Raw genomic sequence first — 17,112 nt, forward strand, 5'->3', positions numbered from 1 at the left:
CAAGGGCTTGACCGCAAGTCCGCGCCAGCGCGGGGGAGGGGAAATCCTCCCCCGTCCAACGGCGACAGGGAGATGAACCGCCATGTGCCTTGCCTGCGACTACACCATCCATCGCCGCGACCATCACTACGGCTGGAGCCGCGACTTCGCGCCCGCCGCGGTGGCCAAATCCGGCTCGACCATCCATTTCGAATGCCTCGACAGCTCCGGCGGCCAGCTCGGCACGGGGTCGACGGTGGCCGACGTCGTCGCCCTCGATTTCGCCAGGGTCAATCCGGTCACCGGTCCGGTCTATGTGGAGGGCGCCGAACCGGGCGACGTGCTGAAGGTCGAGATCCGCGAATTCGTGCCGTCGGGCATCGGGTGGACGGCGGTGATCCCCGGCTTCGGCCTGCTCGCCGACCAGTTCGCCGACCCGGCGCTGCATATCTGGACATATGACAAGAACACGCTGGCACCGTCGCTGTTCGGCCCGGGCGGCAGCGTGCCGCTGAAGCCTTTCGCCGGCACCATCGGCGTCGCGCCGGCCGAGCCGGGCGTCCATTCGGTCGTGCCGCCGCGCCGGGTCGGCGGCAATCTCGACATCCGCGACCTCGCGGCCGGCGTCACGCTCTACCTGCCGATCGAGGTGGAAGGCGCGCTGTTCTCGGTGGGCGACACCCACGCCGCCCAGGGGGACGGCGAAGTCTGTGGCACCGCCATCGAAAGCGCCATGAACGTGACGCTGAAGCTGGACGTGCTGAAGGGGCAGACGCTCGAAAGCCCGCGCTTCACGACGCCCGGTCCGGTGACGCGCCATCTCGACGCCGCCGGCTACGAGGTGACCACCGGCGTCGGGCCCGATCTGATGACGGCGGCGCGCGAAGCGCTCAGCCGGATGATCGACCTGCTCGCCGCCGCGCACGGCTACAGCCCGGCCGACGCCTACATGCTGTGCTCGGTCGCCGGCGATCTCCGCATTTCCGAAATCGTCGACATGCCCAACGTGGTGGTGAGCTTCTACTTCCCGAGGATCGTGCTGTCGTGACCGATGCGAGCGGAGACTTCGGGAGGACGGATGCGCCGGTGCTCAGCGTCGACGGGCTCACCGTCGATGCGTTGACAGAGCGCGGCGCGAAACGGGTGCTCGACGCCGTCAGCTTCGATCTCGGGGCGGGGGAGACGCTCTGCCTTGCCGGCGAGAGCGGCTCCGGCAAGTCGGTGACCTCGCTGTCGGTGATGCGCCTCCTGCCGCGTGCCTCGCTGCGCATCGTCTCCGGCTCGATCCGGCTCGGCGATCGCGATCTCACCGGCCTGAGCGAGCGGACGATGCGCGAGGTGCGCGGCCGCGACGTCGCCATGATCTTCCAGGAGCCGATGACCTCGCTCAATCCGGTGATGACCGTCGGCAAGCAGCTTCTGGAGCCGATCCTGATCCATCAGGGCGGCGACGAGGCCTCCGCCCGCGCCCAGGCGCTCCGCATGCTGGAGGCAGTGCAGATCACCGAGCCGGTCCGGCGGCTCGGCCAATATCCGCACGAGCTGTCGGGCGGCATGCGCCAGCGGGTGATGATCGCCATGGCGCTGTCCTGCCGGCCGAAGGTGCTGATCGCCGACGAGCCGACCACCGCCCTCGACGTCACCGTGCAGGCGCAGATCCTGAAATTGATGCGCGAGCTGAAGGGCGAATTCGGCACCTCGATCATCCTGATCACCCACGACATGGGCGTCGTCGCCGAGATGGCCGACCGCGTCGCGGTCATGAAGGACGGCCGCCTCGTCGAAATCGGCTCGGCGGTCGACGTGTTCGAGCGGCCGGCCCAGAGCTACACGCGCGAGCTGATCGCCGCCGTGCCGCGCATCGGCGCCCGCGCCGGCACCGACGGCCCGCCGGTCGTCACGGCGGCGGCGAAGGCGGCGCCGGCGGCCGAAAAATCGCTGGAGCCGGTGCTGGCGGTTCAGAACCTCACCGTCGCCTACGGCGCTCGCGCCGGCTTGTTCGGTCGCAAGGCCGGGCAGACCGCGGTCGACGGCGTTTCCTTCGAGCTTCGGGCCGGCCGCACCCTCGGCCTCGTCGGCGAGAGCGGCTCGGGCAAGTCGACCACCGGCAAGGCCGTCCTCGGCCTCATCCCCTACCAGGGCTATGTCGCCATCGGCGGCGAGGAGCTGATGGATTTCTCGGTCAAGGCGATGAGGCCGGTGCGCCGCCTCGCCCAGATGATCTTCCAGGACCCCTATGCCTCGCTCGACAGCCGCATGACGGTCGGCGCCGCCATCGCCGAGCCGATGGCGATCCACGGCATCGGCGACCGGGTGGATCGCGCCGACCGGGTCGCCGAGCTGCTGCGCCGCGTCGGCCTGACGCCGGACGTGGCGAGCCGCTACCCGCACGAGTTCTCCGGCGGCCAGCGGCAGCGCATCTGCATTGCCCGCGCCCTGTCGCTGAAGCCGAAGCTGATCGTCGCCGACGAGAGCGTCGCCGCCCTCGACGTGTCGGTGCGCGCCAAGGTGCTCGATCTGATGTTGGAGCTGCAGGAGACCGAAGGGCTCGCCTATCTGTTCATCTCGCACGACATGGCGGTCATCGAGCGCATGTCGCACGATGTGGCGGTGATGAACGGCGGCAGGATCGTCGAATACGGCTCGCGGCGCGCCGTCTTCGAAAATTCCGAACAGGACTATACCCGCCGGCTGATCGCCGCCGTGCCGATCCCCGACCCGACCCGGCGACGCCTCGCCATGGCGGGCTGAGGGCGGGCGCCCTCCGGGCCTTGCCGAGATGAGTCAGATGCGGTCCTCGTTGAAGGCGTCGTCGATGCGCACCGATGTCGAGCGCATGTCGGGCCGGCGGGCCGCGAGACACTCGAAGGCGACCTGGGCAAGGGCGATGGCGACGATGCGATCGAGCACTTCGGTGCTGCCGGGCAGCGGGCCGGTCGGCAGTTGCAGAAACAGGTCGGCCTTGCGGGCCAGCGGCGAGTTGGCGATGCCGCCGATCACCGCCAGGCGCGCGCCGTTGGCCTTGGCGATCGTGGCCGCCCGAATGATCGACTTGGTGCCGCCGGAATGCGATATGGCGATCGCCACATCCTGCGGCCCCATCAGCGAGGCGCGCGTCACCTGGGTGTGATACTCGGGGGTGAACAGGATCGGCAGGCCGAGCCGGACAAGGCGCGCCTCGAAGGCGGCGCAGACCACGGCCGACTCGCCGGCGCCGAACATGTGGATCGCCCGCGCGGTCGTAAGCCATTCGATCATCTGGTCGAAGGTATGCGATTCGGCGATCAGCCTGACCATCACCTCGCTGTGCGTCGACAAGGCCGCCATGACGCGGCGGGCGATATCCTCGGCCGAATTGCCCCGGCTTTCTCCGGAGGACGACGGTTCGTCCCGCTCCGCCTGCTCGAGCAGCAGCGATCGGCGCATGTCCTTGAGGCCCTGATAGCCGAGCTTGCGCGACAGGCGGTCGATGCTCGACCGGCTGGCTCCCGATTTTTCCGACAGGTCGGACGAGGTCATGGCCCCGAGCTCATAGCTCGGGATGGCCAGCAACTGTTCGACGATCCGCCGTTCGGTCGGAAAGAGGCTGACGGTCGTCGCCCTCAGCCGCAGCGGGCGATGGTCGTCGGATGTGCCACCGATGTCAGCTACCATGATGCATCCTGTTTCTCATGACACGAAATACGTCATGGAAAAAAGAAAAAAGACCTGCTTGCGCTACATTATGTCCCGTAGTATGGGTTGTCCGTCGACGAAATGGCCATCCGACCACACCCATAAGGCCACGACATATTGGAGGAAACATCACCATGAAACGTTTTGTGTCAAGCCTTTTAGCTTGCGGCGTCGCGTTGTCGCTGGCTCCGGCCGTGGCCACCGCCAAGGATCTCAAGCTGGTCGGCGTCACGGTCGTCGACCTCGGCAACCCGTTCTTCGGCGCCATTGCCAAGAGCATCGAGGCAAAGGTCAAGGAAGTCGGCGGTGCCGACGCCAGGACTTTGGTGATGTCGGGCGACTATGACCTCGGCAAGCAGTCGACCCAGTTCGACAACTTCATCCAGGCCGGTGTCGATCTGATCGTCGTGTCGGCGGTCGATTCCAAGGCGGTGGGCGCCGCCGTCAAGCGGGCCCAGGCGGCCGGCATTCCGGTCGTCGCCATCGACAATACCGCCGATAATGCCCAGGCCACGATCACCACCGACAACGTCACGGCCGGCAAGCAGGCCTGCCAGTACATCGCCGACAAGCTGGGCGGCAAGGGCAACCTGATCATCGTCAACGGACCGCCGGTCTCCGGCGTGATCGACCGGGTCAACGGCTGCAAGCAGGTGATGGCCGACCATCCGGACATCAAGATCCTGTCCGACAACCAGAACGGCATCGGCACGCGCGAGGGCGGCCTCAACGTCACCACCGCGCTGCTTACCGCCCACGATGACGTCGATGCCATCTTCACCATCAACGATCCGTCGGCCATCGGCGCCGATCTCGCCGCCAAGCAGTTGAGGCGCACGGGCATCGTCATCACCACCGTGGACGGCTCGCCGGACATCGAGGCGGCCCTCAAGGAGAAGACGCAGATCGAGGCGTCTTCCGCCCAGTTGCCGTCGGAACTGGCAAATGCCGCCATCGACGCCGGTGCAAAGCTTCTCAATGGCGAAACGCTCGCCGAGCCGTCGATCCTCGTCGCCCCGTCCCTGATCACCCGCGACAATGTCGGCGACTACAAGGGCTGGAACGCCCAGTAAGGCGCCGGGCCAACAACAAACAGGCAAATGAGCCAGCAATGAAGATCGCCCCGGTCAGTCATCGGGACGATCCCACCCGGCCGCTCGCGGATGCGTTCCGCGCCCCCGGCGGGTTCGTGCGACGCACCGGCTGCCGTCTTCCCGGCAGCCTGCCTTCCTCCCATGTCGCACGGACGCTCCGCGAGCGTGCCGCCTCGCCCCTTTCAAGCCTTCACATCTCCCACCAAGGAAAGCGTCATGCCGATCGTCCCGCTATCGAAACTCCTCAAGCACGCCTCTGACAACCACTACGCGGTCGGCGCCTTCCTATCGATGAACGTCGAGGTGATGCAGGCGACCATCGCCGCCGCCGAGGCCAAGCGCTCGCCGGTGGTGATCCGCATCCATCCGACCGTCCGGGCCGCCACCCGCTTCGACACGCTCGGCACCGTCGCCCGCCATCTCGCCGCCGAGGCCACCGTGCCGGTCGGCCTCAGCCTCGACCACGGCGAGACGCTCGGCGACACCATCGACGCGATCCGCGCCGGCTGCACCGCCGTCATGCTCGACGGCGCCGAAATGTCGCTCGACGACAACATCCGCGCCGTGCGCGAGGTGGTGACGGCCGCCGCGCCGCTCGGCGTGATGGTCGAGGCGGCGATCGGCAACATGGAACACGGCGCCGTGCAGACCGAGGACGATCTCGCCAATGTCGCCGATTCGGTGCGCCTCATCCGCGAGAGCGGCGCCACCATTCTCGCCCCGGCCATCGGCAACGTGCACGGCGTTGCCCATGGCGGCGGCGCCAAGGCCAAGCCCAATCTCGCCATCGAGCGGATCGCCGAACTCCGCAAGGCCACCGGCGTGCCGATCTGCATGCACGGTGGCTCGGGCACCCCGCCCGAGCAGATGAAGGCGGCAACGCGGGCCGGCGTGGCCATGGTCATCATGTTCACCGACATCGTCACCGCCTTCAACCGGGCGCTCAAGGCGGTCCTCAACGCCAACGCCGACGGCATCGACATCATCAATGCGCTGGTGCCGGCCCAGAAGGCGGCGCAGGCGGTGATCGAAGGCAAGATGGAAGATCTCGGCTCGGCCGGGCAATCCGACTCCTTCCTCGACTGGTACAACGGAAAGACGTCATGATATCCGCCTCCGGCCCGGTGCTGATCGGTGTCGACATCGGCACCACCAACCTGAAGGTCGTCGCCATCCGGCCCGACGGGACGACCCTTTCCGTCGTCCGCCGCGGCATGCGGATCGATCATCCCGGACCGGGGGCAGCGGAATTCGACCTCGATCAATTGGAGACCGATCTGGTCTCTTCCTTGGGCGAGACGGTCGAGCGGCTCGCTTCGGCCGGTCACACGGCGGCGGATATTTCGGCGATCGGCATCTGCAGCATCGGCGAAAGCTTTGTTGGCCTCGACGCCGAAGGCCGGCGCGTGACGCCCTGTCCGACCTGGTTCGACCGGCGAACCGCCAATCTCCGGTCGGACTGGGGTCTATCGGCGCATGACTGGTACGACCGTACCGGCATGGTCGACGATGACATCTACACGGTGCATCGCCTCGGATACGCGCGGCGGACCGGGGCCGACTGGTTCGGCCGGGCCAGCCGCTGGGCCATGGTGGCCGATTACGCCATGTGGTGTCTTACCGGCAGGCTGGCGTCCAACCCGTCGCTGGCCGCCCGCAGCGGCCTCGCCGACCGTCGATCCGGCGCCTGGGATGCCGAGCTCGTCCGCACCACCGGCCTCGATCCGGCCGTTCTGCCCGAGCTCAGGCCCCAGGGCGAAGGACGGGCGGCGCTTACCGCCGCCGTCGCCTCGCTCACCGGACTTGCCGCCGGCACGCCGGTGGTCAATGCCGGACATGATCATCCCTGCGCCGGCCTTGCCTGCCGGATGACCGACCCGGGGCCGGTGATCGATTCCACCGGCACCTCGGAGGCGCTGAAGACGGTGGTCGACCGTCCCCTCGGTTACGACGAGGTGGGCGGCGGACTCTACGATTGCTATCCTTACGTCATCCCTGGCCGCTTCATCCTGTCCGGCCACATTCCGGCCTCCGGCGCGCTGCTCGACTGGCTCGAGCGGCTGCTCGCCGGCCCGGACGGCGGCCGGCCGGCCATCGACCGGCTGTGGCAGGCGGCGGCGGAAGCGCCGGCCGGCGCCGACGGCGTGCGCGTGCTGCCCTACCTGCGGGGCACCGGCGCGCCCTGGAACCAGCGCGGGCGGCGGGCCGAAATCATCGGTCTCGGCGAGGAAGCGTCGGCCGGAACGCTGTTGCGGGCCGCCGTCGAGGGCCTGGCCGCCTGGCTGCTGCTCAATCTCGACCGCTTCGCCGCCATCACCGGCGACAGGCCGGCGGAACTGATCCTCGCCGGTGGCGGCGCCCGCAATGCGTTCGTCGACGCCGTCAAGGCCGCATTCATCGATCGGCCGCTGGTGATGCCGATGGTGGACGAGGCGGCCGGCATCGGCGCGGCATTGGTCGGCGGGCTGGCGGTCGGCGTGTTCGGCGACGCCGCCGAGGCCGTCCGCCTCGGCGCGATCGGCACCGCCCGGATCGACGTCGATCCCGCGTTGGCCGCCACCTACGCGCCGCTGGTGCCCGAATTGGTCGGCCGCCTAGAACGCGCCGGGGGTCCGTCATGAGCGCGGCCGCTCCCCTTCTCGAGATGCGCGGCATCAGCAAGACCTTCGGCGCGGTGCGGGCGCTCCGGGGCGTCGATCTGACGGTCTGGCCGGGCGAGATCCACGCGCTGATGGGCGAGAACGGCGCCGGCAAGTCGACGCTGATGAAGATCCTGTCCGGCGCCTATCACGCCGATCCCGGTGGCCGCCTGATGGTCGACGGCCGCGAGGTCTCGATCGCCTCGCCGCTCGATGCCCTGCAGCTCGGCGTTGCCATCATCTACCAGGAGCTGTCGCTGGCGCCCAATCTTTCGGTGCAGCAGAACGTCTGCCTCGGTCGCGAGGCGGCGCGCGCCGGCATTCTCGACAAGGCGGCGATGCGCCGGCAGTGCGCCGACATCCTGAAGAGGCTCGGCGCCGACTTCCGGCCGGATACCCGGGTATCGCGGCTGTCGCTGGCCCAGCAGCAGATGGTGGAGATCGCCCGGGCGCTGTCGGTCGACGCCCGCATCCTGGTGATGGACGAGCCCACCGCCTCGCTGTCGTCGCGCGAGACCGACAAGCTGTTCGGCCTGATCCGCGCGCTGCGCGCCGACGGCCTCGCCATCATCTACATCTCCCACCGGATGGCCGAGGTCTATGAGCTGGCCGACCGCTGCTCGGTGCTGCGCGACGGCGCCTATGTCGGCACGCTCAAGCGCGAGGACCTCGGCGAAGCCCGGCTCATCCAGATGATGGTCGGCCGCGATCTCTCGGACTTCTACAAGAAGGACCAGGGCGAGGGACGCAGCTTCGGAGCCCAGGTGCTGAAGGTCGAGGACCTGACGGACGGCCGCCGCATCGGGCCGGCCAGCCTCGACGTCCGGGCCGGCGAGGTGGTCGGCCTGTCCGGCCTGGTGGGAGCCGGCCGCACCGAGCTTGCCCGGATGATCTTCGGCGCCGAGCCGGCGCGCGGCGGCCGCATCCTGCTTGACGGCCAACCGCTGGCCGCGCGCCATCCGGCCGAGGCGATCGCCGCCGGCATCGTCTACCTTTCGGAGGATCGCAAGGGGCTCGGGTTGTTCTTCGACATGACCATCGAGGACAACGTCAACCTGGCGGTGGCCGCCCGGGACGCCTATCCGTTCGGCATCCGGCGGCTGGCCCTCGCGGCCCGCCGCGGCGTGGATGCCCTGAAGCGCCTGTCGATCCGGGCCAGATCGGCCCAGTCGACCGTTCGCGCGCTATCGGGCGGCAATCAGCAGAAGGTGCTGTTCGCCCGCCTGCTGGCCACCGCGCCCAAGCTCCTGATCCTCGACGAACCGACGCGCGGCGTCGACATCGGCGCCAAGTCCGACATCTACAAGCTGATCGACAAGCTGGCCCGGTCCGGCGCGGCGATCCTGATCATCTCCAGCGAGTTGCCGGAGGTCATCGGCATCGCCGACCGGGTTTTCGTCATGCGCGATGGCCAGATCGCCGGCGTCGTGACCGGCGCCGATATCACGCAGGAACGGATCATGGCCATTGCCACTGCGAACAACGACAAGCCCGTGGGAGAGCACTGATGTCCGGAACACCCAGCAATGCGTCGCAGGTCGACGATCTGTCCCTGAGCGTCGGCCGGGCCGAGGCCACGCGATCGCTTGTCCGGGCGCTCGGCATGCTGCCGGTGCTGTTGCTGCTCTGCATCGCCTTCTCGCTTGCCACCGGCAAGTTCGCCACCGTGCAGAACCTGATCATCATCGTTCAGCAGGCCTCGATCAACCTGGTGCTGGCGAGCGGCATGACCTTCGTCATCCTGACCGGCGGCATCGACCTGTCGATCGGTTCGGTATTGGCGGCCGCTGCCATGGCGGCGCTGATCGTGTCGCTCGACCCGACCTGGGCCGTGATGGCCATTCCGGTGGCGCTGCTGGTCGGTGTCGCTTTCGGAACCCTCAACGGCAGCCTGATCGCCTTGGTGCCGCTGCCGCCGTTCATCGTCACCCTCGGCGCGCTGACGGCCATTCGCGGCAGCGCCCGCCTGCTCGGCAACGACACCACGGTGTTCAACTCCGATCTCGGCTATGCCGTCATCGGCGAAGGGGATCTGTTCGGCATTCCCTGGCTAACGGTGATCGCGCTCGGCGTGGTGGTGATCTCCTGGTTCGTGCTGACCAAGACGGTGCTCGGCCTCTACATATACGCCATCGGCGGCAATCCCGATGCCGCCCGGCTCACCGGCATCAAGGTCAAGCGCGTGCTGATCCTCGTCTATGCGCTGTCCGGCCTGACCGCCGGCCTCGGCGGTGTCATGGCCTCCGCCCGGCTTTATGCCGCCAACGGTCTCCAGCTCGGCCAGGCCTACGAACTCGATGCCATCGCGGCGGTCATCCTCGGCGGCACGTCGTTCCTCGGCGGCATCGGCTCGGTCTGGGGCACCGTGGTCGGAGCGCTGATGATCGCCGTCCTGTCGAATGGCCTGATCCTGACCGGCGTGCCGGACGTCTGGCAGTCGATCGTCAAGGGCTTGATCATCATCGGCGCCGTCGCCCTCGATCGCTTCAGGACCGGCGCCGAGAAGGCGTCATGACCAGAGCGGCTTCGCGGCCTCCCTTTGTCTCGAGGACAACTTCGGCCGGCGATCGGCGGGCGTGAGCTCGTCGAAGCCGTCGCCTTGACGCCGCGGCGCATCGGTCGGCTGCCCCGATCCCCACATCTGCCCGGCCGCCTGACCCTCGCGGATAACGCGGGGGCATCCGCTGTCGCGCGCTATGGCCCCAGCGACGGATGAACCATTCGTTGACAAAGAGACGGCAATAATACCTTCGCGCGCCTTGAGGGACGGCCGATGTTTTCTCGGCATGGGATCGGCCGTTGGAAGTCCGAGGCGGACGCGCGCGATGCATCACGGCGGCAAAGTCGCGCGGGAATGATGCTTTCTCACGGATACGCTCGGGAGCGGGGTCTATGAAGTGTCCTCCGGTATTGCCGACAGAAGTGGAACGACTGAAAGCGCTATCGGAATACGGGCTGGCCGATGAACGGCCGCTGCCCAGCCTGGACTCGGTGGTCCGGATCGCGGCGCGCATGTTCGACATGCCCGTCGCCGCGGTGAACATGATCGGCAACGATCATGTCTTCTTCGCCGCCAGCACCGGTGTCGGCGAAGTCGACATGAGCCGCGATGTGTCCTTCTGCGCGCACGCCATTACCCAGGACGGCGTGATGGTCGTCCCGGACGCCACCACGGACGAGCGTTTCCACGACAATCCCCTGGTCACCGGCTCGGCCGGCCTGCGGTTCTACGCCGGCGTTCCGCTGCTGTCCGCCAACGGCTTGCCTTTGGGCGCGCTCTGCGTGATCGACCACAAGCCGCACGAGGATTTCTCCCAGGACGACAGGAGCCGCCTGCGGGAATTGGCCAACATGGCGGCGGACCGGCTGGAGCTGCGGCGCATCGAGGTCTCGGCCGAGCGGGCCGTCCGGCTGGACGTCTCGCAGGATGTGGCGGCCTGTCAGGACGAGGCCAAGGAACTCTACAGGCTGGCCAATTTCGACATTCTCACCGGGCTTGCCAATCGCGGCCGGTTCTTCCGTCAGGTGGAGGAAGCCCTGGCGCGGCCCCTCCCCGTTGCGGCCGTCATGATCGATCTCGAGAGCTTCAAGGACGTCAACGATACCCTCGGGCACGCGGTGGGCGACTACATCCTGCAAGAGGTGGCCCATCGGCTGGAGACGTCCGTCAGGGACACCGGCATCGCGGCGAGGATCGGCGGCGACGAGTTTGCCATATTGCTCTACGACGTCACCGATCCGCAGCGGGCATCGGAAATTTCCAACGCGGTGAACGACGCCATCGCCAGGCCGATCATCATCGATGATCAGGAGATCCGGATCGCGGCAAGCTGCGGCGTCGCGCTTGCCCCTCTTCATACCGGCAATCCCGTCGAACTGCTCGGCAATGCCGATCTCGCCCTGTTCCGGGCCAAGACGAACGGACGCGGCCGGTCGCTCGTCTTCGAGCCGTCGCTGCGCATGGAGGCCGCGGCGCGACGGCTCTATGGCATGGAAATCCACCGGGCGGTCAAGGAGGGCGAGTTCCTGCTCGTCTATCAGCCGCAGATTCGCCTGAGCGACGGGGCGCTGACCGGCGCCGAGGCCTTGATCCGCTGGCGGCATCCGATCCGCGGGCTGTTGACCCCGGCGGCCTTTCTGCCGGCCCTCGAACGCGGTCCCCTGGCCGCCACCGTCGGATCGTGGGTGCTCGACGAAGCCTGTGCCCAGGCGGCCCTCTGGCGGCGCAACGGCATGGAAACCTTCCGCATGGGGGTCAATCTGTTCGCCGCCCAGCTCCGGGGCAGCGACTTTGCCACGGAGGTGATCGACACCCTCGAAAAGCACGGGCTGCCCCCGAGCTCTCTCGAACTCGAGATCACCGAAAACATCGTGCTCGATCACGACGACGTCGTGCTGGAGAAATTGCGCGACCTCAGGGCGTATGGCATCGGCATCGCCTTCGACGATTTCGGCACCGGTTACGCGTCGCTCAGCCTGCTGAAGCGCTACCCGCTCACCCGCATCAAGATCGACCGCTCCTTCGTCGACGGCATGCTGGTGTCCGAGAAGGACGCCTCGGTGGTCCGGGCCATTCTCGACATCGCCAGGGCCTTCGATCTGGAGACGATCGCCGAGGGCATAGAGAGGGAGCCGCAGCGCGACGGCCTGTTGCACCAGGGCTGTACCGAAGGCCAGGGCTACCTGATCGGCAAGCCGATGCTGGCGCCGCACTTCGCCGAGGCCTTCGATATCGCCCCGCCCCTGCCGATGAAGCGGGCCGTCATGACCGGTTGAGACGTGAAGGCGCCGCCGCGTCGCTGGGTTGGCGCCGCTGCCCGACCCCCCGGTCAGCGCGACTCGAGGTTACGCAGCAGGCGGTTGCGGTAGGTGTCGAGCACCACGGCGAGGACGATCACCGTGCCGATGACGATCGGCTTGACGTTGTCCTCGGCGCCGAGCAGTTGCAGGCCCGTCGCCAGGACCTGAAGGATGCAGGCGCCGACCAGCGTGCCGATGATCGAGCCCTTGCCGCCGGACAGCGACGTGCCGCCGATGATCACCGCCGCGATGGCATTCAGCTCGTAGCCGATACCGGCGATCGGGCTGCCGACGTTGAGACGCAGCAGGAACACCATGGCGGCAATGCCGGCGGTCAGCCCGCTCAGCGTGAATACGGCGATCTTGAAGATGCGCGGGTTATGGCCTGAAAGGCGCACCGCCTCCTCGTTGGTGCCGATGGCGAACACGAAGCGGCCGAACACGGTGAAGCGCAGGATGAACCAGCCGATCAGGATGACGACGATCGCGATCAGGAAGATCGAGGGAAAGACGCCGAAATAGATCTGGTTGCCGAAGTCGACGAACGGCTGCGGCAGGCCGGTGATGGTCGAGTTGTCGGAAACCACCCGGGCGAGACCGCTCGCCACGTTGAGCATGCCGAGGGTGACGATGAAGGACGGCAGCTTCCATTTCTCGCAGACCCAGCCGTTGATGGCGCCGCAGGCCGCGCCGGTCGCCATGCAGGCGACAAGCGCCAACGGGATCGACATCCAGGGCGACAGATCCTCATTGACCATGATGGTGGCGCCGACCACCGTGCACAGCGCCAGAACCGAGCCGACCGACAGGTCGATGCCGCCGGTCAGGATGACGAAGGTCATGCCGGCGGCCAGCACCGTGTTGATGGCGATCTGCACGAAGATCTTCAGGAAATTCTCGGGCGTCGCGAAATAGGGCGCGGTCGCCGAGAAGAACAGCACGATGATCACCAGCGCAATGGCGACGCCCGCCTCGCGCATCGAGACGCGCAGGAAATTGTCCCATACGGAGCCGGCCTTGCGTTCGCCGGCGCGTTCAGTTCCCTCGGGCACGTCCATACTCCTCATAGGCAAGCGAGAGAATGCGGTTCTGGTCGAACGCGGCGCGCGGCACCTCGCCGGCGATGCGCCCCTTGGAGAACACCAGGATGCGATGGCAGATGGACATCAGCTCCGGCAGGTCGGAGGACACCACCAGGATGCCCTTGCCCTCGGCGGCGAGACGCCCCATCAGGTCATAGATTTCGGCCTTGGCGCCCACGTCGATGCCGCGGGTCGGCTCGTCGCAGATCAGCGCGCTCGATCCGCGATAGAGCCACTTGGCGATCACCACCTTCTGCTGATTGCCGCCCGAGAACGTGCCGACCTTGTGGAAGATGGTCGGCGTCTTGACGCGCAGGCCGGCGACCAGCTTTTCCGACGCGGCGTTTTCCATGGCGCGGTCGAGCAGTCCCCGGCGCGACAGGCGCTTCAGATCGGTGATGGTGATGTTCTCCGCGCAGCTCATGTCGAGCAGCAGGCCCTGCTGCTTGCGGTCCTCGGTCATCAGGCAGATGCCGGCGGCGACCGCGTCCTTCGGCGAGGTGATGGCGACGGGGTGGCCATTGACGCGGATGGTGCCGGCCGCCCTGGGATCGGCGCCGAAGATGGCCCGCACCGCCTCGGTGCGGCCGCTGCCGACCAGGCCGGCAATGCCGACGATCTCGCCCTTGCGCACCGAAAAGCTGATCGGTGGGCTCGCCTCGGTCAGGCGAAGGTCGTCGACGGCGAGCGCCTCGCCGGAAGGCTGGATGTCCTCGCGGAACACGCCCTGATCGGCGATGGTGCGGCCGACCATCAGGCGGACGATGTCGGGGATGCCGAGGTCCTGGAGCGGGCGCGTCGTCACGTGCTGGCCGTCACGCAGCACGGTGACGCGATCACCCACCTCGTAGATCTCCTGCAGGCGGTGCGAGATGTAGAGCGTGGTGACCTTGCGTTGCTTGAGGCGGCGCAGGATCTCGAACAGGCGGTCGACCTCCTTGGAGGTCAGCGTGGCCGTCGGCTCGTCGAGCACCAGCAACTTGCTTTCGTGGGCGAGCGCCTTGGCGATCTCCACCAGTTGCATCTGGGCGACGCCGAGCCGGCTCACCAGCGTCGACGGCGAGATGTCGAGGCCGACCTCAGCCAGGAGTTCGGCGGCGCGGCGATTCATCTCGCGGAAATTGACGAGGCCGCGCCGGCTGGGCAGATGCTCGAACAGCAGGTTCTCGGCCACCGTCAGGTTGGAGAGAAGATTGAGTTCCTGGTGGACGACGCGGATGCCCTTGGAGAAGGCTTCGAACGGCGAGGCGGGACGATAGGGAGAGCCGTTGAACCAGATGCTTCCCTCGTCGGGCGGGAACAGGCCGCCGAGCAGATTGATGAGCGTCGATTTGCCGGCGCCGTTTTCGCCGAGCAGCACATGGCCTTCGCCGCGTTCGACCTCGAAGGTGACGTTGCGCAAGGCGACCACGCCGGGAAAGCGCTTACCGACGCCCTGAAGCTTCAGGATCGGCCCGGCCTCGCGGTCCTGATCGCGCCGCGCGGTGGTGGCGGGATCGACGACCGGCGCCGTTTCCTTGAAGTCCGTGGTCATGGAAGAATTACCCTGAATGCGCGGCAGGGGCAGATGATCCGGCGCGGGTTGCCCCGTGCCGGATCGAGGGTCGAGACGACGGCGGCCGGTCAGAGATCGGCGGCGGTGATCAGCTTGATGTCGGTCTTCACCCAGCCGGTGAACGTCTCGCCGGCCATTTGGCGCAGGCCGTACTCGATGCCCATGGCGGCCATTTGCGCGCCATACTGCTCGACGGTGGCCAGCATCTTGTCGGCCTTGATCAGCGGTTGCACGGCCGGGATGTTGTCGAAGCCGACCACCTTGATCTTGCCGGAGAGACCGGCGCTGTCGAGCGCCTTGACGACGCCGAGGGCCATGGAGTCGTTGGCCGCCATCACGCCCTGGATGTCATTGTACTTGGTCAGGAAGTTGGTCATCAGCGTGTTGGCTTCCTCGGTTTCCCAATGGGCCGTCTTGCTGTCGAGCAACTGAAGCTTGCCGGCCGCGACGGCGTCGTCGAAGCCCTTCTTGCGCTGCTGGGCGTTGTCGGCCTCCGGGTTGCCCTCGAGGATGACCACCTTGCCGCCTTCGCCGAGCGCCTTGGCCAGCGCGTCGCCGGCAAGGCGGGCGCCTTCGCGGTTGTCGGGGCCGAAGAAGGCGAGGTCGATGCCGGCCTTCTTCTTGGTTTCCTGGTCGAGCTCGACGTCGATGTTGATGACGGCGACGCCGGCCTTCACCGCCTTGGTGAGCGGGGTGACCATGGCCTTGGAATCGGCCGGGGCGACGACGATGATGTCATACTTCTGCGTGACGAAATTCTCGACCGCGTCGACCTGGGCGGCAAAGTCGCGCTCGTCCTTCATGCCGACGGCCTTGAAGTCGAACTTGTCCTTGTTTTCCTCCGCGTATTTCTCGGCGCCGGCCTGCATCTGCTTGAAGAACTCGTTGGCGAGCGACTTCATGACCAAGCCGACCTTGGGCTTCTTGTCCGCGGCGAACACCGGGGCGACGCCCGAGACCACAACCAGCGAACCGGCGGCGCCGGCCAACAGCAGTTGGCGGCGGCTTATGCCGGACGCAATCCGACCGTCCGAAGAAAATGAAGTCATTATGCCCTCCCAAGCGAACGTTTTCTTTGAGCCGGACCCGATGTACCGGCCCGATGAAACGTTTCCAAATGACGCTATCAGTATAGCATAGCCGCTTCAAGGCGAGAGACCGCATTCCGACCAAAGTTGGGGGGTGGTCAAAAATACGAAGTATTTACAAGGGGGTGATTGGTCAAGCGGCCTGGCCGAGAGCTGATGACCGCCTCAAAGCGGCGGTGCGCACGTCTCGCGCAGCACCATCGCGCAGGGAAAGATGTGGCTCGCCGCGGCGTCGAGCGGCTCGCCGCCGATCAGCAGGTCGGTGGCGCAATTGGCGATCGCGGCGAGAGGCTGGGCGGCGGTTGTCAGGCGCGGTGCCACCAGATCGGAAATCAGGATGTCGTCGAAGCCGACGACCGACAGCCGATCCGGTACGGTGATGCGGCGGTCAAAGGCGGTTCGCAACACGCCGATCGCCTGCTGGTCCGAGCAGGCGAACACCGCCGTCGGTCTCGGGCCGTCGTCGGCGAGCAGCGCCTTGGCCGCCTCGCGTCCGCCTTCATAGTCGAAGGGCGCGGAGATTATGCAGGAGGCGGGATCGAGGCCGGCTTCGGCGAGGCGGGGCGCCATCACGTCCATGAAGCCGGCGAGGCGCTCGCGGGCGACGAAGGAATTCTCCGGGCCGGACAGGCAGGCGATGCGCCGGTGACCGAGCGATACCAGGTATTCCGCGGCCATCCGCGCCCCGGCCCGGTGGTCGGCGGCGACGAACGGGTGGCCGGCAATGCGGCGGTCGACGACGACCAGGCGTACGCCGTCGGGATTGGCGATCCTTTCGGCGCGGTTGCTCGGCACTAGGACCACGCCCTCGACCTTGCGGCGCGCGAGGTTGGCGATCAGCTCCGCCTCGCTATCGGCCTGTTCGTCGGAGCTGGCGAACAACACGCTGTAGCCGCGCTCCTTGGCGCGCAGCTCGATGTGTTGCATCAGTTCGGCGAAGAATGGATTGCGCAGGTCGGGGATGACCACGCCGAGCGTGCGATTGGTGCCTCGCCGCAAGCTCTGCGCGGCGGCGTCCGGCCGGAAACCCAGTTCGGCGATGACTTGCAGGACGGCGCGCTTCTTGGCCTCGGTAACCGATGGATGGCCGTTGACGACCCGTGACACCGTCCCAACGGACACGCCGGCTTTCCTGGCAACGTCGCGGATTGTCGTGCGCGGTTTCACGTTGGGCTCGGGGTTCGATTGCGCCGCTTATGC

General features: G+C 67.2%; 13 protein-coding genes. 8 read left to right on the forward strand and 5 right to left on the reverse strand.

All coding sequences use genetic code 11. The annotated features are described in order from the left end of the window. The first annotated feature begins 82 nt into the window (after positions 1–82). Together CJ014_RS21360 and CJ014_RS21365 are read left to right on the forward strand one after the other, a co-directional pair. Positions 83–1,027, forward strand: coding sequence for an acetamidase/formamidase family protein (locus tag CJ014_RS21360; protein ID WP_100082531.1), 945 nt, complete (start codon positions 83–85; stop codon positions 1,025–1,027). Continuing rightward, positions 1,024–2,730: an ABC transporter ATP-binding protein gene (locus CJ014_RS21365; protein WP_100082532.1), complete on the forward strand. Its 1,707-nt coding sequence runs from the start codon at positions 1,024–1,026 to the stop codon at positions 2,728–2,730. Before CJ014_RS21360 ends, CJ014_RS21365 begins: the two co-directional genes overlap by 4 nt. 33 nt (positions 2,731–2,763) lie before the next feature. Here the strand turns inward: CJ014_RS21365 and CJ014_RS21370 are convergent, their stop codons facing one another. Then, complete coding sequence (locus CJ014_RS21370) at positions 2,764–3,633, reverse strand: MurR/RpiR family transcriptional regulator (RefSeq protein WP_100082533.1); 870 nt, start codon at positions 3,631–3,633, stop codon at positions 2,764–2,766. Between the two features lie 155 nt (positions 3,634–3,788). Between CJ014_RS21370 and CJ014_RS21375 the strand changes: the two genes are divergently transcribed. The 6 genes from CJ014_RS21375 to CJ014_RS21400 all read left to right on the forward strand — a co-directional run bounded on the left by CJ014_RS21375 (position 3,789) and on the right by CJ014_RS21400 (position 12,163). Beyond that, positions 3,789–4,727 (forward strand): ABC transporter substrate-binding protein, encoded by a 939-nt coding sequence (locus CJ014_RS21375; RefSeq protein WP_100082534.1) that lies wholly within the window; start codon positions 3,789–3,791, stop codon positions 4,725–4,727. A 237-nt stretch (positions 4,728–4,964) separates the two neighbouring features. After that, a complete protein-coding gene (locus CJ014_RS21380) occupies positions 4,965–5,855 on the forward strand; it encodes a class II fructose-bisphosphate aldolase (RefSeq protein ID WP_165790932.1) in 891 nt (296 codons plus the stop codon). After that, a complete protein-coding gene (locus tag CJ014_RS21385; protein WP_100082536.1) occupies positions 5,852–7,369 on the forward strand; it encodes an FGGY-family carbohydrate kinase in 1,518 nt (505 codons plus the stop codon). Before CJ014_RS21380 ends, CJ014_RS21385 begins: the two co-directional genes overlap by 4 nt. Further along, positions 7,366–8,895, forward strand: a complete 1,530-nt coding sequence (locus CJ014_RS21390) for a sugar ABC transporter ATP-binding protein (RefSeq protein ID WP_207765831.1) — start codon at positions 7,366–7,368, stop codon at positions 8,893–8,895. The genes CJ014_RS21385 and CJ014_RS21390 overlap by 4 nt, the downstream gene beginning before the upstream one ends. Next, positions 8,895–9,902 (forward strand): ABC transporter permease subunit, encoded by a 1,008-nt coding sequence (locus CJ014_RS21395; protein ID WP_100082537.1) that lies wholly within the window; start codon positions 8,895–8,897, stop codon positions 9,900–9,902. The genes CJ014_RS21390 and CJ014_RS21395 overlap by 1 nt, the downstream gene beginning before the upstream one ends. A gap of 377 nt (positions 9,903–10,279) precedes the next feature. Then, positions 10,280–12,163, forward strand: a complete 1,884-nt coding sequence (locus CJ014_RS21400; protein ID WP_100082538.1) for a putative bifunctional diguanylate cyclase/phosphodiesterase — start codon at positions 10,280–10,282, stop codon at positions 12,161–12,163. 53 nt (positions 12,164–12,216) lie between these two features. Here CJ014_RS21400 and CJ014_RS21405 read toward each other — a convergent pair whose 3' ends face one another. The 4 genes from CJ014_RS21405 to CJ014_RS21420 form a co-directional block, all read right to left on the reverse strand. Continuing rightward, complete coding sequence (locus tag CJ014_RS21405; RefSeq protein ID WP_425351948.1) at positions 12,217–13,239, reverse strand: ABC transporter permease; 1,023 nt, start codon at positions 13,237–13,239, stop codon at positions 12,217–12,219. Continuing rightward, positions 13,223–14,803 carry a sugar ABC transporter ATP-binding protein gene (locus tag CJ014_RS21410; protein WP_100082539.1) on the reverse strand — a complete coding sequence of 527 codons (1,581 nt, stop codon included), beginning with the start codon at positions 14,801–14,803 and terminating at the stop codon, positions 13,223–13,225. Before CJ014_RS21410 ends, CJ014_RS21405 begins: the two co-directional genes overlap by 17 nt. Before the next feature lie 89 nt (positions 14,804–14,892). Further along, positions 14,893–15,873: a sugar ABC transporter substrate-binding protein gene (locus CJ014_RS21415; RefSeq protein ID WP_100082540.1), complete on the reverse strand. Its 981-nt coding sequence runs from the start codon at positions 15,871–15,873 to the stop codon at positions 14,893–14,895. Positions 15,874–16,077: 204 nt separating this feature from the next. After that, the gene (locus CJ014_RS21420) at positions 16,078–17,079 is read right to left on the reverse strand and encodes a LacI family DNA-binding transcriptional regulator (protein ID WP_100082541.1); all 1,002 of its coding nucleotides are present in this window, start codon (positions 17,077–17,079) and stop codon (positions 16,078–16,080) included. Positions 17,080–17,112: the final 33 nt, after the last annotated feature.

Source organism: Pleomorphomonas carboxyditropha, from assembly GCF_002770725.1.
Classification (GTDB): Bacteria; Pseudomonadota; Alphaproteobacteria; order Rhizobiales; family Pleomorphomonadaceae; genus Pleomorphomonas; species Pleomorphomonas carboxyditropha.